Here is a 21,704-nt window from a genome sequence, read left to right as displayed (position 1 = left end):
TATAAGGATATTAAAATGCTTATTGCGCTGGCTATAATTATTGGCTTTTTTTTACTGGTTACCTTGTTGCCTATGTCGTACAGCCAGCATTACTTAGTACGTAGCTGCGACTTTGTGCGCTTACAGGTATTTTATATTGCCAGTTTTGTAGCCGTTACATCGTTGTTTTTATTATGGCAAAGTAGCGCAATAGGTTATGTATTTATAGCCTTAACCTCATTATTTATAATGATTTTACAAGGTAAATGGATTTACCCGTATACGTGGCTTGCTAAAAAAGAAGTGCAAAGCGCACCAAAGCATATAGACCACAGCGTACGAATTATGTCGGCAAATGTACTTATGTCGAACCATAAAAGTGAGCAGCTAATTAGCCTTGTAGATGAGCACCAACCCGACCTGCTCATTACGCTTGAAAGCGATAGCTGGTGGGAAAATAAATTATCAGTCATTAAAAAAAATTACCCGTATTACATAGAATGCCCTAAAGACAATCGTTATGGCATGCACTTATACAGCAAGTTTAAAATACTCGATGCACAAATATGTGAGCTAATAGAAGAAGATATACCTTCAATTCATATTCTGTTTGAAAATGATGAAGGCCTGCAAATGCAAGGTCACTTTATTCACCCCGCACCACCAAGCCCGACAGAGGAAGATTCATCACGTCCTCGCGACTCTGAGCTAATAATGGTGGCTAAAGCACTTAAAAACCCTACACGGCCTACTATAGTTGCCGGAGATTTAAACGACGTAGCATGGTCGCGCAGCACTCGTTTGTTTATGCAAATAAGTGGCTTTTTAGACCCTCGAAAAGGCCGTGGTTTTTATAACACCTTTCATGCAAGTTACTTTTTTATGCGTTGGCCGCTCGATCACTTATTTCACAGCGAAGGCTTTAAAGTAAAGCGTATTAAGCGCTTAGCTAAGTATGGCTCTGATCACTTTGCGCTACTCACTGAGCTTTCATACGAAAACGCTAATCAGCAATCACTAGAAGATAAATCCGATGAACTTAAGCAAGAAGAAATCCAAGAGCTTGCTATGAATAAGGCAGACAAGCGAAAAGTGCCGAGGTTTGAGGAAAAGTTATAGCTATTAGGCAGTGTAGGTCGGATAAGTGGCGAAGCCACGCCATCCGACAAAAATAATGAATTGGCTAGCAACAACACGACTACCACGTTTATGTTGTCGAGTGGCTAGAAAGTGCCAGTTGCAGACGTTCGATAATGAGATTCATGAGCCAAAATTTGCTCTTATTCTCTCTTAGGGATTTTCTAATTAATTAGCTTTCACGCGTTGTTTACGGCATCTGCAACTTTTTCTGCAATTTCATATACCGTATTAGTTGCTGAATTAAGAGCAAACTTATCCACAAGCGTAGGACTCAACTTCATAATCTCATCTTTACTAATATTATGCCAAATAGGAAGAATGACTTTTTCACCCTCCATCTCTTTTGCGACTAATCCATTTAGTTCATATTGTGTCCAGTTTTTTTCGAAAAAACTTTTAGATAAAATAATTAAACCAAACCTAGATTGAGAAAGGCCTTTATCAATGGACTTCCTTAAACTATCACCAATTCTTAGTGCGTATTCATCATACCAAACTGAAACTCCCTGTTTTATGAGCTCATCTGCTAATGATTTCACAAAATCAGCTTTATCTTCAGAGGCGTGTGAAATAAATAAGTCGCTTGCTTTACCATCTTGCTTAGTTAAATCCTTAGCAAAACTGATCGGCATATTTTTTAATTGAGACAATATGTTTCCCTGAATTTTTAATTCTTCATTTAATGATTGATTAAGTGCAATATTCTTTCTTTTTTGAACTTTACCACCAAATTTTTCTTTATTTCGCTCAGCTAACTTTCTGGTTTTTTGAGCTATTTTTGACTTAACTTGTCGTCTAGCTTTAATAACAGACTTTTCTTTACTTTTTAAGGCCTTCCTTAATTTATGTATATCGTCATAAGGATCTGCATTTTTTAATTTTTTTACTGCCCACTCGAACTCTATCTCTCTAGTAATTACATTTTGTTCAAGTTTTCGTATTTCTGCATCTAGAAAGTTAACACCTTTATATTTGGGATGTTTCAAATTTATTCCTTAAATGCTTAACATTTCTTAGTGTTCGAAGGGCACATCTGAGCGGATGTAAAGCTCGCCTTTATAATCTATATAGTTTTAACAAATAACTTTAGATATTACTATCACAGTTTTCCATTGTATTTAACCAACCTCAATGGCCGGTAATCGCTCTTTGCCGAATTTGAGCTCAGTGCCATGAGCAGACACTGAAGATCTTTAATGTCTGAAATCAAGATTTGGGTGATGCCAATCATACCCATTGCTAGGCCACAAAAAGTGGGACGGGATAGTCGCCTGTTTATTTATTAGCTGGTTTTGTTTACTCTTATTTATGTTAATTGCACCACTTAAGCCTAATGACAAATAGTGGCGCTTAAAAAGCGCTCTTTGCTCATCAACATACCCTAATCAAAAATAGTAATTTGGTGTTGTTCGCGTATTAAATTAGGTTTTGATTAATGGCTTTTATAACGGCCTGAGTGCGGTCTTTTACGTCTAATTTGGCAAGAATTTGTGACACATGATTACGAATAGTCCCCTCAGAGTTATCTAATTTTTTGGCAATCACTTTGTTTGGCATACCTAAAGACAAACACTGCAGTACGGTTTGTTCTTTGCCCGTTAAGCAGAGTTGAGGGCTTAGTTGCTTTTTGAGTAAAAAATCAGTCACCGCACTTTGCAATACTCGCTCACCTGCAACGACCTGCTTTATAGCGCTAATGAGTTCTTCAAGTTCAATGTTTTTAAGCACATACCCACGAGCACCTAGATTAAGGGCTTTGACTAATACATCACAATCTTCAAATGTGGTAATGATCAGCACGGGGGTTTTATCACCCTTCTCGCGCATTTTTTGCAGCACGCCGAGCCCATCTAAATTCGGCATTCTCATATCGAGTAAAGCAATGTCAAAACTATGCTCAGCTAATAGTGCAAGCGCTTGCAAGCCATCTTCAGCTTGGGCTTCTATATTAATGGCGTTATCGAGGTTAAGTAAATTAGCGAGGCCTAAACGAACTAAGGTCTGATCTTCAACTAGTAGGCACTTTATCATGGCTTTTTTCTTCTAAATTTAGTGGTAATGTCATGGTATTGATCAGTGTTTCTTGCTCAATATGTTGTGAAAATTCACCGCCAAATTGTGCCATTCGCTCATTTAATCCTGCTAATCCGTTTCCTTGTTTAGGTAAATGGGTCTCTGGTTGATTGTGATACGCTTTTGCAATTAACAGAGGGTGTTGGCCAACGTGGGAGACATTCACATGCAAAGTAAAATAGTTTGCTTGGGTATGTTTAAGGGTGTTGCTGATCATCTCTTGGGTAAACCGCAATACACACAGGGCGTAGTCTTGAGGGAGCTGCTCTGTCCCCTTACTTAGTTGGAGATTACAGTGTAAATTAGGTGTTAGTTCGCAAATGGCCTCAAGAGCTTGCTTAAGTATCGTTTTGTCATTGCGTTGAGTGGAAACGATTTCGCGTACTTCTGCCAATACTTCTTGGCTAAGTTGGTGGCAAAGAGAGAGGGTTTCAACGGTGGCTTCATTTGCTGCTCTTTTAGCAAAATCTAAATTAATGCTGAGCGCGGTAAGCTTATGGCCGAGTGAGTCATGTAGCTCGCGTGATATATTTTGTCGCTCTTGCGCTGCATGCATCGCGCCCATCATGTGTTGGGTGGCTTTTAACTCTTTGTAGTTTTGGCGGGATTGGTAATGTGTATTTAAACTTTCGACAATACGCCGGCTAACAAACCAATTCATCAAGCAAAAGAAGAACCAAATTGTAAACGTGATCCAAGGAATGCCATTTTCCCAGCGCGAATAATGCGTTAAACCATACACCAGCATGACGGCCACAACACAAGTCAGTATTTTAGGAAGCGAAAAATGAGGACTAAAAACCGCTGTGAACATCACTAGGTGGATAAAAACTAAGGACGTTGAACTCAGTTGTATCATAACCAAAATCAGCAGGAAATAGCCAAGTGCTACGCCGTGAACAAATTTATTGGGTTGTTTTAACACATACAGCAAAATGGCTAAAATGGAACCACTTACTATGATTTGCAAATATAGTGCTAATTCTGAGTTTGCATAATAGGCACACGCCGATGTCACCCCAAGCCACGATGCCAATGTTGAGAAATGCCAATCGGTTGTATGTCGTATAGTTGATTCCATTACTGCGGCCATATTTTTTTAGCAATTATTGCAGAACTCGCATTGTAAAAACAGTGACATCTGTCATAGCTCGGGCTATGAGCTTTGTGACTAGTGCCATGAAACCTCATTCATTTATGCTTTATTAATAAAAATTAGTTGGGCACATTAATGAATAAAGACATTCGATTACACTATATTGATAATTTACGTAGCCTCGCGCTATTGCTCGGCATCGTATTTCATGCCGCTTTAGCCTACAGTCCGTTCTTTAGCAATATTTGGTTTACGGCAGACCCAAGCACACATGGTCTATTTGATTATATTACGCATACGCTGCACTTATTTCGGATGCCGTTATTTTTTATTATTGCAGGGTTTTGCAGTGCACTTTTAATAGATAAATCGAGCAACGCGGGCTTTTTACGTCATCGCAGTAAACATATTCTACTGCCTTTTATTGTTTTTTTACCGCTAAGCTTTGCTATTTACTACCATGCCTTGAGTTTTGGGGCCGGTATAGCTAATCCAATACCGCCGATTTTTGCTGTGTTTCAAGTTATTAAAGAGCCTGTTGTTAGCACTATGCACTTATGGTTTTTGTGGAATTTATTCCAGTTTTGCTTAATTCACTGGTTGTTGAAAACAACTAACTTATTAGGTAATAAATTCGATGGGCTTAGCGTTCACCCTTTATTTATGTGGGTTGTACTTCCCATCGTGTTAACGCTTTCTTTGATGGGGAAATCTATTCCATTTCCTGCTCCCGATAAACTCACTCCACAGTTGTGGTCGTATGGTTTTTACGGCAGTTTTTATTGCTTAGGAGTGGGGCTTTATAAAAAACAACAGCTTATTTCGTCATATCATAAGTACTTATGGCCTCTTATTTTGGGTGTTGCAATATCACTGACTGGTTATTTTTCTTTATTACCAGCCGCGCCAAGCTTAGATGAAGTGATTGCTGCCGCAACTACGGGGTATTTTGCCGCAGCGGGAGAGCTATATGTATTGCATGTTTTATCACAAGGACTAAGTGTTATTTTGTTAACCGCCATAACGTTTTTACTTGGGCATCGTTTTTTAAATCACAAAAGTAAGCTCAGTCGCAGCATATCAAATGCATCATATTGGATTTATTTAATACATGTGCCAGTGCTGATTTATATTCAGATGCCATTGATTAATACTAATTTGCCAGTTTTAGTAAAGTTTATAGTTAGCGTGGTTGTTACATTACTTATAGGTCAAATAAGTTATTTATTATTAGTTAAAAATACGTGGTTGGGCGCACTACTTAACGGTAGGCAAACCAAGAAAAAGATAATACAGTCAGCTTAAATGTCGTCACTTGGTAATGACTTAAAAGCAGCAAAACTGACACATTAAGAGCTACATAAAGGGATACTATTATGCATGCAATAACAATCAAATCGACAATCGCCACGATTCAACAAGGGGCAATCAAAGCCGACGGCAGATTTTGGTTAACCAACACCGATATTCATTTTGCACCGTTTAATGCACAATTTGGGTTAGGACCTTATATGTTTGCACGGCGTGAAATTGTAAAAGTGAGTAAGTGCACTGGTAAAGTTGCGGGTATTTTGTCTTATACACGTGATGCAATTGAAATCGTATTAAAAGATGGTAATAAATATCAATTCATTGTGTCGAATCCGATTGAGTGGATTAAATTAATTAACCAATAGTTTAAAGCACAAATGCTGGTAGTCCACAAAAGTAACTATTGTTTTAATGTACCTAATAATGCACGATAAAACATGTCACTATTTTATTGGGTATATAGTAAGCACATGGGTTTGATTAAAACGCTTTTGCTTAAGCTCCGTTTGGGTAAAAAAGCCGAACCCCTCATCGTTTTAGGGAAAAAACTATCAAACAACAATAACGTGGTAGTTAAGTCGCTTGAGTTATATTGGTTTTCGCCTGAAGCATATTTCGACGATATCAGTGAATTTGAGAAAGACAATTGTTTTATTGAATCTGTAGGTGATATAACCCCTGTTGATGCATTGGTGAGAGCGCTGAGTAGTGCAAATGCCGTTGTTTGTGTCGATAATCGCTCTGAGCCTTTGCTTGTTTTGCCACTATTACAAAAGCTCGTGCCCATTTGTTTTGAAAAAGCCAACGAGGATCAAATCTTGACTTCAGACATCAAAACTTTTGAATGACTACTTCTCGCTCATTGTTGCCTGTCAGGTTAGGTCTAGTGAAATAGATTGCATAGCATAGGTAAAGTTTTTATATTGTTCGGCAATATTTTATTTGGTGCTAATAAAGCACTGCGTGCAAAGGAAAGCATGTGAATTATAAAAAAATATACTACCCAGTTAAGGCGCTTGCTGTTTTATCTTTAGTTGCTGTTGCTATTAAGTACTGGATGCCAACTGAAATTGGCTTTGCGTTTATGCTGTTGCCTTATTTGCTTCTATATTTTTTAGCTAACGCTAAAAACTATAAAAATAAACGGCTCATTTTTATTAGAATTATAGCTGCATTATGTACTATTACTTTAGCGCCAGTACTTGTCTTTGGTATTGAACCTGACCCTCAGGCTGGGATTGGTATTATGTTTTTGCTGATAATGCAGCTAGCTGCAATTAGTGCCTCTGAATTTATTATATTATTCTTTTATATTGATAATGATTAAAAAGCAAACTGCTCATTTACAGTTATTACTGTGTAGTTGCTTTGTGGTTTGAACTTAGTAAAGACTAAGCTCTTCTGTAATCTAATTTTAAAGTTAAAAAAACCTAAAAGCGGTTACCCACTTTTAGGTTTTTTAATGTACTAGTATTTAAGGCTAAATTAGCTATTGATCATAATACATTTGATATTCACAAATTCGCGCATACCAAAGCCGCCGTGCTCTCGGCCGTAGCCACTTTCTTTAACACCACCAAACGGTAGGTTAGGTTGTGCTAAACCGTAGCCGTTAATATTGATCATACCGGTGTCAAAGTACTTTTTAGCTAGTTCAATGGCTTTTTTCTCATCTTTAGAGAAAATACCGCCGCCTAAACCGTAGCGAGAGTCGTTAGCGATGCGCATTGCATCGTCGTTGTCCTTGGCTTTAATAAGCGAAGCTACTGGGCCAAATAATTCGTCGTCATAGGCTGGCATACCAGGGGCTAAGTTATCTAGTAGAGTAGGTGGGTAGTAATAACCCGTTTGCGAAGGTATTTCGCCGCCCGTTACTATGTTTGCACCTGCTTTAACTGATTCCATTACTTGGTCGTGAATGCCGTCGCGTAAATCTTCACGAGCCATTGGGCCTAAGTCTGTATCGTCAGCCATTGGGTCGCCCATTTTCATGGCTTCAAATTGCTCTTTAATTTGCGCTTTAAAGTCATCGTAAAGTGACTCTACAACAACAAAACGTTTAGCTGAAACACACGTTTCACCGTTATTGATCATGCGCCCGGTTACACAGGTTTTAACTGCAAGCTCTAGGTCTGCGTCATCAAGTACTAAGTAAGCGTCGTTACTACCAAGCTCTAACACTGTTTTCTTAACGTGTTTACCTGCTTCTTCTGCTACTTTTTTACCTGTCGCATCACTACCGGTAAAGGTTACGCCGCTAATTGCTTTGTGCGAAATTAAAGAACTGGCTGTTTTGCCGTCGATAAGTAGATTGTTAAAGCAATACTCTGGGAAACCAGCTTGTTTAAATAGCTCTTCTATTTTTTCAGCCATGCCAAATACATTACCAGCATGTTTTAATACGGTTGTGTTACCCGCCATGATGTTAGCTGCACTGTAGCGAATTACCTGATAAAGCGGAAAGTTCCACGGTTGAATACCTAATAATACACCTGTTGGTTGGTAGCTGATAATTGCGCGGCCGCCGTCCATATCACGTTCTTCGTCAGCAAGTACTTCTGGGCCTTGTTCGGCTGTATAACGACAAATTCCTGCACATAGTTCAACTTCTTGAAAGCCTTGCTCGTAAACTTTACCCATTTCTTCGGTCATGAGTTTTGCAATAGCTTCTTTTTGATCTTCAAAGAGTGAGGCTAACTTATTAAGGTATTTTGCACGTTCAGTGAATGACGTTAATCGCCATTTTAAATATGTTTCGTGAGATTTTTCGATTACCTGTTCTGCTTCCTTTTGAGAAAGTAGTGTATAGGTTTCAATGGTTTGCTCAGTTGCGGGATTAATCGTTTTAACTGTGTTACTCATTTCTATCTCCTTACAAATTTAGTTATTTAAAAGGTGCAAGGCTAGAGCCAGTTTTTAAAAAAGTTGCTTTTGTTTTTATCCATCTGATTTTATTAGTTAAATTTAGATTTTTGCTGAAGGGGGATTTTTTAAATATAAAAATTGAGGTGCTCGAGGTAGTAAAATATTCTGGGCGTTGCAAAATTTACAACACCCTCTGGGGCAAACACAGAGCTTTATATTAGCTCCTTTGCAATGCGCTTTAATAAGTAAGTTTCTCGTAAAATAGAAAGCCCTTGTTTTTCACTGTTAGCAATGGTGCGCTCGTTATGCGCAATTGCGTCGTTAATATCAACCCATTTAGCTGTCATGCCATTTTGCTGCTCGTAATGCTCTAACTGCGCTTTGCCAAACTCGTCGGCAATACTGCATACAAAGCAATACGATTTAATATGAATAATATCAAAATCGTCTTTATACCAAGGGCGATACTCTTCATAGAGTCCAAAGGCTTTAACTACACTTATTTGTTGTGCACCAGTTTCTTCGCTTAGTTCGCGAATTAAGCCTTGCTCAATACTTTCGCCGTCATCTACTCCACCGCCGGGTAGGCTGTAGTCTTCATAACGGTTTGTATACATTAAAAGTATTTTATTATTTTTAATTACAATAGCGCGAGCTGTTAAGCGTGTAAATTGAGTACCTTGGTCAATATTAATACCTGAATGTATTAAGGTTTTTAATTGCTGCATTTCGTCTCCTTTTTTAGGTTTTTAATAATAATAGTTGCTACCATTCTATAAATAGAAACGATTTTAATTATTAATCATAATTTATGATCGATTTTTTTCAGCATACGTAAATATTAGGTTGGTAACATTAATAGCATTTAATCGCTTAAGTTTATTTTAAAATTAGATTCTGGGCGCACCTTTAAATTAATATCAAGGATGCGTAGAATAAGAAAAAAGCATAGGGATTTATCATGTTAGACATACTTTTAGTAGATGACGACGTTGAATTTAGTGACGTTGTTTGCCACATAGTCGAATTCCTCGGCCACAATATAAGCACAGCTACCAGTTTAAAAGAAGCACATCAATGGTTTGAAAATAATGCGTTTGATCATGTGCTGCTTGATTTTATGCTGCCTGATGGTAGCGGTTTGCACTTACTTGATCACTTAAAAACGATTGGGCAATCTCCAAAAATTACACTTATTTCGGGTCATCCTTCAGTTAAAGGTATTTTAGCTGATATGTGTGAGCCAAATGTAGGGCATTTATTAAAACCATTACAACGTGAAGATTTAGAACTCGTTTTAAATGGCCCTAAAAAAGCAGTTAAAAAAGCAAAGTCGAGCGGTATTGTACGCCACTTTGGCGGTTTGATTGGTGAATCTGAGCCAATGCAAAAGCTTTACAACATGATTGAACGTGTAGCTAAAACAAATGCTAACGTGATGCTTATGGGTGAAAGTGGTGCAGGTAAAGAAGTAGTGGCTCAAGCTATTCATAACGCAAGCCAGTGCGAAGGGCCATTAGTTGCTAGCAACTGTGGCGCACTTTCAAAAGAGTTAATTGGTAGTGAGTTATTTGGCCACGAAAAAGGCGCATTTACAGGCGCAATTGCACGTAAAGAAGGTGTATTTGAGCAATCAAATAACGGTACTTTGTTTTTAGATGAAGTAACTGAAATGCCAATTGATATGCAGCCAAATTTACTGCGAGTGCTTGAAACTAAAAAGGTAACACGCGTAGGTGGTAACAGAGAAATACCAACCAATTGCCGTGTTATTTCAGCTACTAACCGCTCGCTTACCGATTTAGCACAAAATAATGTTATTCGTGAAGATATTTACTTTAGGTTGGCTGTTTTTCCTATTGATATACCGCCACTTCGCGATAGAAAAGAAGATGTACCTTTATTAGCAAAAGCCTTTTTAGATCAACTTAATGACGAAAACGGCACTGCCTTTAGTTGGACTGCCGCACAGCTCAAAGAGCTGCAAAGCTATGAGTGGCCGGGTAATGTGCGAGAGTTCCGCCATGCTATACACCGTGCATTTATTATGAGCGACCCACAAACTAGCGATATTATTTTACCTGATAACTTAGAGTCACCTTTTTCGCGCGTTAATAATCAAGCTGCCGAAAAGCCTGTATCAGCAGGGCAAACAATTGAAGAAGTTGAAAAAGAACTTATTCATGCAACGCTTGATAAGGTGCAAGGTAATAAAACGCTTGCTGCACAAATGCTGGGTATTAGTACTAAAACACTTTATAACCGCCTTAATGCATATGGCGGTATTGGCGAATATAAATAGATTTGAGGAAGGGCATGACATCCGATAACCAAACAGAGCAACTCAATAAATTAGTACACGATGCAAGAGGGCCGCTAAATCGTATTTCGATGAATGCTGAGCTGATTAAATTGGTACTTGAAAACGATATGCCAAAAGAAAAAGCGTTAGATGCACTTGATAAAATTATCAATAATTGCCAACAGTGCAGCGAAAGTTTGCAAAAAATATCAGACTCTCAATAAGTATTAAGTGTTGTATAAACTTTAATTCGGGAAGCTAAATGAGCAAGAAAAAACAGCAAGGTAAGGCTAATATTACGTGGGCAACATTTATGGTGGTTGTGCTAGGTATTATTGTGGGCAACGCATTTTTAGCATTGAATACGATTCAAGGCTTAACACAAACCCAAAAAAGTTTAGACAACACTAGCATGCTAACCACAGCAATTGAAAAGCTGCATCTATCCATAGTGCAGGCTGAGTCTGGGCAGCGTGGTTATTTATTGACAGAAGAGGCTGACTATTTAGCGCCTTATTATGACGCTATTGGGCAAATTGAGGCGCAAACAGATCATGTCAAGTCGCTTCACTCTGAGATTGACGGTCAAGCTGAGCGTATAGCCCAGTTGTTAGTTCTTGTAGATAGTAAAATTAAAGAATTAAAACAAACTGTAAACCTTGCGCTAGATGACAAAGAAAGACGTGCGATGTATGTATTAAATACACATAAAGGAAGAAAGCTTTATAAGCAAATTAGAGAGTATGTTAATGAAATTCAAGACCGTGAATTACTCTTTAAAGTAAGCCATTTTTCTAAATTAGCACAGATTAAAAATGAGGCTAAAATTACATTCGCTATAACAGCAATAACCAGTGGGTTGCTGATTATTGGTATGTTTATTATGACGCGCCTTAATTTAAGAAATGCAGCACAATATCGTTTTGAGCTTGAAAAACAAAACGAAACATTAGCAATTAAGGTTTCTGAGCGGACACAAGAGCTAACATTATATTCAGATGAATTGAGCCGAAGTAACCGAGAGCTTGAAGAGTTTGCTTTTGTAGCAAGTCATGACTTACAAGAACCTCTTAGAAAAATCCAAGCCTTTAGTGACCGTCTCGAAACTATGTTTAAAGATGAGCTGGGTGAAAAGGGGATGGATTACATTGGGCGCATGAAAAATGCAGCGCAGCGTATGTCTAATCTAATAAACGACTTATTAGAGTTTTCGCGTATTACAACGCGTGGCAAAGACTTTGACGATACGAATTTAAATGAAGTTGTAGCTGATATATTAAGTGATTTAGAGATAGCAATAAAAGAGTCTGAAGCACAAATTGATGTGGAGGATTTGCCAGTTATTCAGGCTGATAAAAGCCAAATGCAGCAGCTGTTTTTAAACTTGTTGTCGAACGCTGTTAAATTTAGGCGTCCAAATATAAGCCCGCACATAAAAATCAGTTATCAAGATGAAGATATTTTCAGCTCTGATCATAATACTCATTTAAGTTTTCAAGTTATTACCATAGAAGATAACGGTATTGGTTTTTCACAAGACTATGCCGATAAAATATTTGTACCGTTTCAGCGATTACATGGACGCTCACAATATAAAGGCACGGGTATTGGCCTTTCTGTATGTAGGCGTATTGTAGAGCGCCATGGCGGAACAATTACAGCCCAAAGTAAAGACGGTGAAGGTGCAACCTTTATCATAAAACTACCTGTGGAAGCTGAGCTTTTCACATTGCAAGGAGAGGCTTAAATGCCCTATTCAAAAGTAAAACCGATTACTATTTTAATGGCAGACGACGATGAAGATGATCGTTTGTTAACACAAGATGCCCTTGCTGAAAGTCGTGTACTTAACGAGCTTCACTTTGTTGAAGATGGCGTCGAGTTACTTGAATATTTAGAACGTAAAGGTAAGTTTGAAGACAAAGCAGTTTCGCCGCGTCCTGGACTTATATTACTTGATTTAAATATGCCTAGAATGGATGGCCGTGAAGCGCTTGAAGCCATAAAAGGAAACCCTAGCTTAAAGGGAATTCCGGTTGTTATATTAACTACGTCTAAACAAGAAGAAGACATGGTAAAAGGGTATAACTTAGGTGCCGCATCTTACATCACTAAACCAGTAACGTTTGATGGCTTAGTTGATTTGATGAAAACGCTAGGAAAATACTGGGTAGAATTTGTAGAGCTACCATCAACATTTAACGATTAAAGGGAGATTCTATGTTAGATAAAGTGACTAAGCTGCTGCTAGTTGAAGACGATGAAGATGATTACATACTCACCTGCGACTATTTACAACAATTAGATTCACATACGTTTAATGTAGAATGGATAAGCTCTCCAGAGCAAGCAATTGAAAAGCTGAGTAAAAATGAGCACGATATTTGTTTGCTCGACTATCGCTTAGGTGCATCTAACGGGCTAAGCGTTTTAAAAAAAGCGATAGCCAACGGTTTTAGCGGTCCTATTATTATGTTAACGGGGCAATCTAATGATGAGTTAGACTCAGCTGCGCTTGATGCGGGCGCCGTTGATTACTTAATAAAAACAGAAATGAGCTCGAGCCGATTTGCGCGTGCTATTCGTTATGCTTTAGCGCGTAAAGATGTAGAAGGTGAGCGAGTTGAACGCTTAAAAGCTGAAGCCGAAAATCGTTCAAAAGATCGATTTTTAGCTCATTTGAGCCATGAGTTACGTACCCCTCTATCGTCTATTTTAGGTTACACCGAACTGTTAATGCAGAGCGACTTTAGTCAGCAAGCAGAAAATGAATTGGGTGTTATTTATCGAAACGGTAAACACTTATTGAGCTTGTTAAACGATGTGCTCGATTTGTCAAAAATAGCAGCCGATAAACTGGAACTTACCCTAAGCGAAGTTAACCTTGATAGCATGCTTGCCGATGTATACACGCTAATGCGCGTATCGGTGCTTGATAAGGGCCTTACGTTGCGCTTTGAATCTCATAAGCCATTACCTCTAGTTGCACGACTGGATGCAACAAGAGTTCGTCAAATTTTAATAAATCTAATAAATAATGCGGTTAAATTTACCGATAAAGGCGAAATTGTTGTTAATGCGTGGACGCAATGGGTTGATGACACTGAAATGCTATTTTTTAGCATTAAAGATTCAGGTATGGGCATTGCCCCTGAAAAACAAGAACTTATATTTAAGCCTTTTGAACAAATAGCCGATGTAGAATCACGCTCTGTAGGTGGCGCAGGCTTAGGTTTGGCAATATGTGCTGAATTGTTAGCGCGTATGCACGGTGATATTAGTTTGCACTCTGAAATAGGCAAAGGTTCTACATTTACTATTTCGGTTTATCCGGGTGACATTAGTGGAGTAGAACGCCAAACGCTTAATTTTAGTAGCGCACCACAATTACAAAGTAAATCAGCTCCTTGTAAGGTACACGGACGAGTATTAGTAGTTGATGATTTACGTGATTTACGCATGCTAGTTGGTCATATGATCAGTACCTGTGGTGCGCGCGTAGATTATGCCGAACATGGCCAGCAAGCGCTTGAAAAAGTACGCATAGCAGATGCGTATAAAGCGCCTTACGACATTATTTTTATTGATATTCATATGCCTGTAATGGGCGGCAAGGAAGCTACCATAGAGCTTAGAAAAATGGGCTATAAAGGCCCAATAATTGCGCTCACTGCCGCTACGATGAAAGGCATACATGAAGAGCTTGCTGCACTTGGTTTTAACGATGTAATACCAAAGCCTGTTGATAGCGCGGCTTTATATCAATGTTTACAAGATTACTTGGTAGCGCCAGAGCATGCACCGCAAGCTAAAGATATAAGCTGTGGCAAGGACTTAACTGAGAAGAAACAACGTTTTTTACTGGTTGAAGATGACCACGATGCAGCACAAATTACGCAGCTACTTTTAGAAAGCTTAGGTGTTGAAACCGTCATTGCGTCTAGCTGCGCACAATGTTTGCAAATACTTAATCACGACCAGCAATTTAATAAGGTATTGTTAGATATGCATTTACCTGATGGTCGTGGCGTTGACTTAGGCCAGCAAATTAATGAGCGATACCCTGAATTACGCTTAGTGATTGTAAGTGGAGCAGAGCCAGATCCAAGAGAAATAAAAGATTTAAATATTGACCGAGTTTTACTTAAACCTATTAATTTGAGCTTACTTGAAACGCTTATTAGCTAAGGACTGTTTCTCTTTTTAGGTTGAATTCATCAGTATGTTTGGTGTTTAGGCAAGGCTGAGCCTGTGTAGTGTGGTTATTTCCTATAAATAGGCGATAGCGAAGCAAAAATGCCGAACATGCGTTGCCCGATAGCTCCTAGATTGAACAAATTTTAATTCTGAAAGGTCAACAGGCCCTAATAACTGAGACATTATTTATATGCATTCAATAAAGTTAGTATCTGAAGAGTTAACACCATCAAAAGTAGTGTGTGTTGGGCGTAATTATACCGCACACATTGCAGAGCTAAATAACGAAACGCCAGAGCAAATGGTTTTATTTAATAAGCCAAATAGCGCAATTACTAATACGTTATTTGCAGCTCACAACGGCGATACGCTGCATTATGAAACCGAGTTGTGTTTTGTAGTTAAAAATAAAAAATTTGTAGGTGTTGGACTCGGCCTTGATTTAACTAAGCGTACTGTGCAAAGTAAATTAAAAAATAAAGGGCTTCCATGGGAGCGCGCTAAAGCGTTCGACGGCTCTGTTATTTTAACTGATTTTGTAGCGCTAACTGATGCAATGAAGCACTTTACCTTTGAACTTAAAATTAATAATGAAGTGATTCAGCGAGGTGATACTCATTTTATGCTGCACAATCCTGACTCAATTTTACAAGAAATTAGTGAATTTATGAGCTTAGAAGACGGTGATGTAATAATGACAGGTACACCGTCGGGCGTAGGTGAGGTAACAGCTAAAAGTATTTTTGCAGTGGCGCTTTATGCTAATGATCAGTGTTTGCTTGAGCATCAGTGGCAAGTAAGTAAAAGTTAACGACTTGCTGTTGGTAGTGTTTATCAAAGTCAGTAAAGGTGGTTTTAAGCCAACTATGCTGACTTTGTTGATACTCAGGCGATTGGAGTACATTATTTTTTAATGCGCGGTTAATTTTTTTAAGGGCTTGCTCTGCAAAATTATTAGGTGCTTTAGCCGCACAGCCTATTGCTCCTCTTATAAATTGAATGTCATTTTCTGCAATTGGCACACTTTCTATATACGTATACTCCCCTTGTTTATTAAAGTAATCAGCCATAAACGGGTAATCAATTGAGTAGTCTAAAAAGCCGTGACTCAAGCGTGCTATAACAGCCTGACTTTCATTTTCGCTACTCCAACTTAACGAAGACTCTTTATCTCGTTTTGTATTTTCAATAATTGTATTAATTTTAGTTGTAAATTTACGTGCAGCCGCTTGCCCGTATACATATTGCGGGTCGGTTAATAAATTAATAAGGTGAATAGGCGAGCCGTGCTTTTCTTCTAATTGCGGCTTTAGCTCTTTAGTCGTGATAATTGAAAATGGGGGATATACCGTTGTTGGATTTGAGTAGTTAAGTTGTTGGTTATTATTTTTTTTATAAATAACACACGGAAAACATACATTTTTTCCTTCATTTAAATATTTATTTATACGCTGCTGAGGAACAATTAAGCGGGTATGTTTTACATCAGTTATGGTTCTGATGAGTTGCTCGGTTAGGTTGTCGCAAATACCGCCTTGTGGTGCGCTTTCACTTTTAGCTATATGAAAAGGGGGCGTGTAACTTTGCAGCCAAATAATCTCTTCTAGAGGTTGTACTTTTTGCTCAACGGCGTGCGCGTTGAATACAATTAATAAGCAAAATGCATAGTATCCGTTTTTCAGCATTGATAAGTGTTCGTTGAATTAAGAAAACTTAATAAAAGTATAGTGTTGGTTGTAGTAGGGTCAAATATTTTAGTTTAAAAGCAACCTCATTCAAGGCTGCTTTTAACTCATACATGCTTAATAAGGCATCGGATGGTTTCTAAATATGGTGTTAATATCACTAAGAATTTCGTCGTTTAGCGTTATGCTAAATGCGTCTATATCTTCCTTTAATTGAGCTATAGATGTTGCCCCGATAATTGAAGAAGTTACGCCATCTACTTGGTTACACCATGCTAAGGCTAGTTGTGCTGGAGTAATATTGTTTGCATGAGCCAGCTCAACATACTGCTTAGTGGCTTGCTCTGCATTGGGTGTATCTCTAAAAATACCGTTACGCTGCATGAAGGTCCAACGAGAGCCTTCAGGGCGAGCACCGTTTAGGTATTTACCCGTTAATAAACCGGCTGCTAAAGGCGACCACGGTAAGTAGGCAATATCTTCGTGTACACATTGTTCTATTAAATACGGCCAGTCTTTAGCGTGCGCTAAGCTAAACTCATTTTGAATAGATACCATACGCGGTAAGTTATGCTCTTTGGCCAAACTTAAGAACTGGCTTATACCCCATGGCGTATCGTCAGATAAACCGCAGTGCTTAATTTTACCTGCTTTAACACATTCATTAAGGCCTTCTAGAATATCAAGCATACTAGCTTGTTGCTCTTGTGTATTTACGTCGGTAAATTTAAGAGTGCCGGGCCATTGTCTGCCAAAGTGAGGGGTAGAGCGGTTTGGCCAATGTAGTTGATATAAATCAATGTAGTCTGTTTGAAGTCGCTTAAGTGAATCATCTACGACTTCTATTACTGTTTGGCGAGTAATATTGCCGCCATCACGTACCCACGATAATCCATTGCCTGCAATTTTTGTAGCTAGTACCACTTCGCTGCGCTTTTGCTGATTACGCGATAGCCAATTGCCAATAATTTCCTCGGTTTTACCATAGGTCTCTGGCGAAGGAGGCACAGCATACATTTCGGCTGTATCAATAAAGTTTACGCCTTGCTCGAGCGCGTAGGCTATTTGTTCATCAGCGTCGCTTTGAGTATTTTGTTTACCCCAAGTCATACTCCCTAGGCACACTCGAGATACGTTTACGCCACTGCTACCTAGTGGGTTGTATTGCATAAAAATTCCTTAACTAAATTAGTTTTGAGCATGGCTGATTAAAGCCGATAAAAGAGGCTCGGAGATTGGGGCTTTTTGCCCTGTAGTAAAATCAAACATTACAACTTTAGATGCACCCGTAGTCGTTATTGCTTTTTGTGCATGGCTGTAAACGGTGTAGTTCATGGTAAAGCGATCTGTTTTAAGATCTGTAATTGTAACGCCTACAGTGAGTGTGTCGGGAAAAGTTACTGGGCGTTTATAGCGAACGCTATTTTCGCTGATTACTGGGCCCACACCGTTTGGGCTTATTGTGTCGAACAGATTTATTTTATTTAAAAAGTCGATCCGGGCTATTTCAAAGTAACGTAAATACACTACATTATTTACGTGTTGTAGCGCATCCATATCAGCCCATGCTACGGTGATATCGGTATGAATAGGGTGCTGATCTTTAAACGTTTGCATTATTTATTGGCCCTTGATTTTTAAAGTACTTAGATTATCAACATGGTGTTACGAGCTCAAGGTAATTAATGGCATGTTTTTTTATAAGATGATTGTACCTGTTTAATTTTAGGTCTACAGTTAAATTACACAGACACACAAAAACACACAAAGGTAAAAATATGCAGAATATAATTAATTGGGCCTTAGCTTGTTTGGTTTTTATAGCCTCTTTTACCTGTTACGCGATGGGGAATGAATCTGGCGCTATCATTTTAATGTTGGCAGGATTTTTATTTGAGGTTATGTATTGGCTACGTGGTTATAAAGAGCAAGAAGGTAATAAGCGCTTTTTTTAATCGCTAACTAGGGCCTGTTGACCTTTCAGGATTAAAATTTGTTCAATCTAGGGGCTATTTAATCGCGGCGCGAGGTTTGTGACCTAGTGGGCTAAGTAAAAGCCGAGCAACAAAGAGTAAATTGCCCCTAGGCAGAACCCTTCGGGCAGCGTATGTTTGGCATTTGTGCTACGTTATCGCCTATTTATGGGGAATAACCACACTACATAGGCTCTGCCTTGCCTAAATACCAAATATACTGCTGCAAATTTAACCTCGAAAGATAAACAGGCCCTAGGCTTGCTTATCACATTTGATTCTATAATAATGACTGTATAAATAACCAGTTATTGTTGTGGTGATGAAGAAGTTTATTCACATAGATATGGATTGCTTTTATGCAGCAGTAGAAATGCGAGATAATCCAAAACTTGCATGTGTACCGCTTGCTATTGGAGGCAATAGCCGACGAGGCGTGCTCTCAACCGCTAACTATATAGCTAGAGAGTATGGCGTACGATCGGCTATGTCGAACTATCATGCTAAACAATTATGCCCCGATTTAGTTATTGTCCCAGGGCGCATGGCTGTATACAAAGAAGCTTCAAACCAAATACGTGAAGTATTTAGACGCTACACAGACTTAATTGAACCTCTTTCTTTAGACGAAGCCTATCTAGATGTAACAGACAGCACCGCTTGTAAAGGCAGTGCCACACTTATTGCACAGCAAATAAGAGCCGATATTTACAATGCTACAGGGCTCACTGCATCAGCTGGTATTGCACCGATTAAATTTATTGCTAAAATAGCCAGTGACGAAAATAAACCGAATGGTCAATTTGTCGTTTTGCCTGATGAGGTTGATGACTTTTTAGCGCAATTACCGCTGGGGAAAATTCCAGGAGTGGGCAAAGTAACGCTCGAAAAGCTAAATTTAAAAGGCTTATATACCGGCAAGGATGTACGTGAAAAAGGCATTAACTGGATGCAGCAACATGTGGGTAATTTTGGTGTGTCGCTTTATCAAAAATGTGCAGGTGAGTATGTTGGTAAAGTATCCACAGATCGCATAAGAAAATCGCTGAGTGTTGAACATACCTACGAGTACAACAAAACGAGTTTACAGGAGTGCTTAGATGAGCTGCCAAGGTTGTTAGAGGAATTAGTTTTAAGGCTTAATAAACAGCAGTTACAAAATCGTATTAATAAATTGAGTGTTAAGGTGAAGTTTGCAAATTTTGTAGTGACCTCAGCCGATCAGGTATATCACGAGCTAAATATAGAAATATTTGTTCAACTACTTACTAAGGCCTACCAGCGAGGGCTACAACAGCCTGTAAGATTACTTGGCATAGGCGTTGGGATTAAAAACGAGCCAGAACAAAACTTCCAACTTAGTATTCTCGATTAAGCTGTAAAGCCTGTAACTCCAAGTTGCCATTTATTGATAGGTTATGTGATTAGCTCATCGCTCCTTGCTGGTCTTCAATATATAAATCGACGATAATAGGGGCTTATGTTTTCTAACAGGACCTTATTTATGGCATACCCTCAAGCGGTTAGTGCAAGCTTTGAATGCACATCTCATGATGCGCTTATTATTATTAGTAATGACTTTTCTCAGTTACCAAATAACTCATTACGTGATGCTATTTTAGCTCAAGCAAACGTAGATTCTCGCATCGGTAAGCAAGTTACTTTATTAGTAATTGAAAACAAGCGCGTTGTACTTGCGCCAACCGGTCCGTTAAATAGAGATTACGACGACGTGCGTCGTTATTTTGATGCTGCTAAATTAGCAATTAACGAAGCAAAAGCGTCGGGCAGTGTTAACCCTGCATTATTTTTACCAAATTTAAATGGCGATAGCCGTTATCAGCATGCTTTAGAAGTTGCTTATTTAGGCGCTTGCCAAGCCTTATGGCAGCCATTAGAAGCGCGTGAATATCACGGTGAAAGCATTGAACCTATTACACAGATTGGTTTAGTTGGCGCAAGCGAGCAAACGATTAAAGCTGTTAATGCAATTGCAGCAGGCCAATATGCAGCGCGTGACCTGTGTGGTACTGAACCTGAGCGTATGGCTCCACCACGCTTTGCAGATTACTGTGTTGATTTATTTAAAGGCTCAAACATTGCGGTTGACGTAATTGACGATATTGCAGCTATTGATAAAAACTACCCAATGCTGAGTACAGTTGCTCGCGCATCGTATGCAGTTGAGCGCCATCACCCACGTGTTGTTAAGCTTGAATATGTACCAGAGGGCGAAATTACTCGCACACTTATGTTTGTAGGTAAGGGGCTTGTATACGATACAGGCGGTGCAGATTTAAAAGTAGGCGGTTATATGGCAGGCATGAGCCGTGATAAAGGCGGCGCAGCTTCTGTTGCTGGCTTTATGAAAGCCGTTGCGGATTATCAGCCTAAAGGCGTTAAAGTGGTATCGTACTTAGCTGTTGTTCGTAACTCTATTGGCTCGGATTGTTTTGTGCCAGATGAAATTATTACTAGCCGTGAAGGTGTTCGTGTACGTATTGGTAATACCGATGCAGAAGGGCGCTTAGCAATGGGCGACCTGCTTAGCGAAATGAAAGATTTAGCTAAAACAGAGGTTAATCCAACGTTATTTACTGTAGCTACATTAACGGGTCATGCAGCTCGTGCAATGGGTCCTTACGGTGCGTATGTTGAAAATGGTCCAGCTCGTAGCGCTGGTGTTTCACGTCAAATAGCTGATTTGGGTGACTTATGGGCCGATGGCGCTGAAGTATCGCGTTCACGCCGTGAAGACTACGACTTTATTAAACCACGCACACTAGCTGACGATGTTTTATCTAGCAATAACGCGGCATCGGCTGTTACCGCTCGTGGTCATCAGTTCCCAATGGCATTTATGGCTATTGTTGGTGGGCTTGATAAACACGGTAACGATTCGGTTCAGCCACTACCTTATGTTCATATGGACATTGCAGGAAGCGGTGTTGAAGGTGGTGATTGGCAGCACGGTAAGCCAACTGCCGCATCAGTAACGAGCTTGTTTGCACGTTACTGTATGTAAGCTAAAAACTTTCATGCAATAAAAAAGCCCTGTTAATTCAGGGCTGTTGCGTTTCATG

22 protein-coding genes are annotated in these 21,704 nt (G+C 39.1%); 14 read left to right on the top strand and 8 right to left on the bottom strand.

Annotated elements, in window-relative coordinates; all coding sequences use genetic code 11:
- Positions 1-15 precede the first annotated feature (15 nt).
- Positions 16-1,098, top strand: coding sequence for an endonuclease/exonuclease/phosphatase family protein (locus tag I6F10_RS00465; RefSeq protein ID WP_197098163.1), 1,083 nt, complete (start codon positions 16-18; stop codon positions 1,096-1,098).
- 197 nt (positions 1,099-1,295) lie between these two features.
- Here the strand turns inward: I6F10_RS00465 and I6F10_RS00460 are convergent, their stop codons facing one another.
- The 3 genes from I6F10_RS00460 to I6F10_RS00450 all read right to left on the bottom strand — a co-directional run bounded on the left by I6F10_RS00460 (position 1,296) and on the right by I6F10_RS00450 (position 4,273).
- On the bottom strand, positions 1,296-2,105 hold the full coding sequence (locus I6F10_RS00460) for a toll/interleukin-1 receptor domain-containing protein (RefSeq protein WP_002962239.1): 810 nt from the start codon (positions 2,103-2,105) through the stop codon (positions 1,296-1,298).
- 430 nt (positions 2,106-2,535) lie between these two features.
- Positions 2,536-3,150, bottom strand: coding sequence for a response regulator (locus I6F10_RS00455; protein WP_165743368.1), 615 nt, complete (start codon positions 3,148-3,150; stop codon positions 2,536-2,538).
- Positions 3,128-4,273 carry a sensor histidine kinase gene (locus I6F10_RS00450; protein ID WP_165743369.1) on the bottom strand — a complete coding sequence of 382 codons (1,146 nt, stop codon included), beginning with the start codon at positions 4,271-4,273 and terminating at the stop codon, positions 3,128-3,130. The genes I6F10_RS00455 and I6F10_RS00450 overlap by 23 nt, the downstream gene beginning before the upstream one ends.
- Positions 4,274-4,423: 150 nt before the next feature.
- Here I6F10_RS00450 and I6F10_RS00445 point away from each other — a divergent pair, with 150 nt between their 5' ends.
- From I6F10_RS00445 to I6F10_RS00430, 4 genes are all read left to right on the top strand, one after another.
- A complete protein-coding gene (locus tag I6F10_RS00445; protein ID WP_197098162.1) occupies positions 4,424-5,593 on the top strand; it encodes an acyltransferase family protein in 1,170 nt (389 codons plus the stop codon).
- A gap of 71 nt (positions 5,594-5,664) precedes the next feature.
- The gene (locus tag I6F10_RS00440; RefSeq protein WP_197098160.1) at positions 5,665-5,964 is read left to right on the top strand and encodes a hypothetical protein; all 300 of its coding nucleotides are present in this window, start codon (positions 5,665-5,667) and stop codon (positions 5,962-5,964) included.
- Positions 5,965-6,069: 105 nt separating this feature from the next.
- On the top strand, positions 6,070-6,447 hold the full coding sequence (locus tag I6F10_RS00435; protein WP_197098158.1) for a hypothetical protein: 378 nt from the start codon (positions 6,070-6,072) through the stop codon (positions 6,445-6,447).
- Positions 6,448-6,578: 131 nt separating this feature from the next.
- Positions 6,579-6,926 (top strand): hypothetical protein, encoded by a 348-nt coding sequence (locus I6F10_RS00430; protein WP_165743375.1) that lies wholly within the window; start codon positions 6,579-6,581, stop codon positions 6,924-6,926.
- A gap of 158 nt (positions 6,927-7,084) precedes the next feature.
- Here the strand turns inward: I6F10_RS00430 and I6F10_RS00425 are convergent, their stop codons facing one another.
- Together I6F10_RS00425 and I6F10_RS00420 are read right to left on the bottom strand one after the other, a co-directional pair.
- On the bottom strand, positions 7,085-8,461 hold the full coding sequence (locus I6F10_RS00425) for an NAD-dependent succinate-semialdehyde dehydrogenase (protein ID WP_039485091.1): 1,377 nt from the start codon (positions 8,459-8,461) through the stop codon (positions 7,085-7,087).
- Between the two features lie 215 nt (positions 8,462-8,676).
- Entirely contained in the window at positions 8,677-9,192 is a 516-nt protein-coding gene (locus tag I6F10_RS00420) for an NUDIX hydrolase (protein ID WP_039485087.1), read from the bottom strand.
- Positions 9,193-9,425: 233 nt separating this feature from the next.
- Between I6F10_RS00420 and I6F10_RS00415 the strand changes: the two genes are divergently transcribed.
- The 6 genes from I6F10_RS00415 to I6F10_RS00390 all read left to right on the top strand — a co-directional run bounded on the left by I6F10_RS00415 (position 9,426) and on the right by I6F10_RS00390 (position 15,774).
- Complete coding sequence (locus I6F10_RS00415) at positions 9,426-10,766, top strand: sigma-54-dependent transcriptional regulator (protein ID WP_197098156.1); 1,341 nt, start codon at positions 9,426-9,428, stop codon at positions 10,764-10,766.
- Between the two features lie 14 nt (positions 10,767-10,780).
- Positions 10,781-10,990, top strand: a complete 210-nt coding sequence (locus I6F10_RS00410; protein ID WP_039485081.1) for a histidine kinase — start codon at positions 10,781-10,783, stop codon at positions 10,988-10,990.
- 38 nt (positions 10,991-11,028) lie between these two features.
- Complete coding sequence (locus I6F10_RS00405; protein ID WP_024597247.1) at positions 11,029-12,513, top strand: sensor histidine kinase; 1,485 nt, start codon at positions 11,029-11,031, stop codon at positions 12,511-12,513.
- Complete coding sequence (locus I6F10_RS00400; protein WP_165743378.1) at positions 12,514-12,975, top strand: response regulator; 462 nt, start codon at positions 12,514-12,516, stop codon at positions 12,973-12,975.
- A gap of 11 nt (positions 12,976-12,986) precedes the next feature.
- On the top strand, positions 12,987-14,954 hold the full coding sequence (locus I6F10_RS00395) for a hybrid sensor histidine kinase/response regulator (RefSeq protein WP_165743380.1): 1,968 nt from the start codon (positions 12,987-12,989) through the stop codon (positions 14,952-14,954).
- 199 nt (positions 14,955-15,153) lie between these two features.
- Positions 15,154-15,774: a fumarylacetoacetate hydrolase family protein gene (locus tag I6F10_RS00390; RefSeq protein ID WP_024597249.1), complete on the top strand. Its 621-nt coding sequence runs from the start codon at positions 15,154-15,156 to the stop codon at positions 15,772-15,774.
- Here I6F10_RS00390 and I6F10_RS00385 read toward each other — a convergent pair.
- From I6F10_RS00385 to I6F10_RS00375, 3 genes are all read right to left on the bottom strand, one after another.
- Positions 15,725-16,648 carry an ABC transporter substrate-binding protein gene (locus I6F10_RS00385; RefSeq protein ID WP_165743382.1) on the bottom strand — a complete coding sequence of 308 codons (924 nt, stop codon included), beginning with the start codon at positions 16,646-16,648 and terminating at the stop codon, positions 15,725-15,727. The two genes, I6F10_RS00390 and I6F10_RS00385, sit on opposite strands and share 50 nt — an antisense overlap.
- Positions 16,649-16,765: 117 nt before the next feature.
- Positions 16,766-17,818, bottom strand: a complete 1,053-nt coding sequence (locus tag I6F10_RS00380; RefSeq protein ID WP_165743384.1) for an aldo/keto reductase — start codon at positions 17,816-17,818, stop codon at positions 16,766-16,768.
- Positions 17,819-17,836: 18 nt separating this feature from the next.
- Positions 17,837-18,265: an acyl-CoA thioesterase gene (locus tag I6F10_RS00375; RefSeq protein WP_165743385.1), complete on the bottom strand. Its 429-nt coding sequence runs from the start codon at positions 18,263-18,265 to the stop codon at positions 17,837-17,839.
- A gap of 161 nt (positions 18,266-18,426) precedes the next feature.
- Here I6F10_RS00375 and I6F10_RS00370 point away from each other — a divergent pair, with 161 nt between their 5' ends.
- The 3 genes from I6F10_RS00370 (at position 18,427) to I6F10_RS00360 (ending at position 21,646) form a co-directional block, all read left to right on the top strand.
- Positions 18,427-18,603 carry a hypothetical protein gene (locus I6F10_RS00370; protein WP_165743387.1) on the top strand — a complete coding sequence of 59 codons (177 nt, stop codon included), beginning with the start codon at positions 18,427-18,429 and terminating at the stop codon, positions 18,601-18,603.
- A gap of 340 nt (positions 18,604-18,943) precedes the next feature.
- Complete coding sequence (gene dinB / locus I6F10_RS00365; RefSeq protein ID WP_165743389.1) at positions 18,944-19,996, top strand: DNA polymerase IV; 1,053 nt, start codon at positions 18,944-18,946, stop codon at positions 19,994-19,996.
- A gap of 129 nt (positions 19,997-20,125) precedes the next feature.
- A complete protein-coding gene (locus I6F10_RS00360) occupies positions 20,126-21,646 on the top strand; it encodes a M17 family metallopeptidase (RefSeq protein ID WP_165743391.1) in 1,521 nt (506 codons plus the stop codon).
- Positions 21,647-21,704 lie beyond the last annotated feature (58 nt).

This window comes from Pseudoalteromonas sp. SWYJZ98, assembly GCF_015864495.1.
Classification (GTDB): domain Bacteria; phylum Pseudomonadota; class Gammaproteobacteria; order Enterobacterales; family Alteromonadaceae; genus Pseudoalteromonas; species Pseudoalteromonas distincta.
Note: the sequence above shows the minus strand (reverse complement) of the source record. Positions and strands in the feature narration are given on the sequence as shown.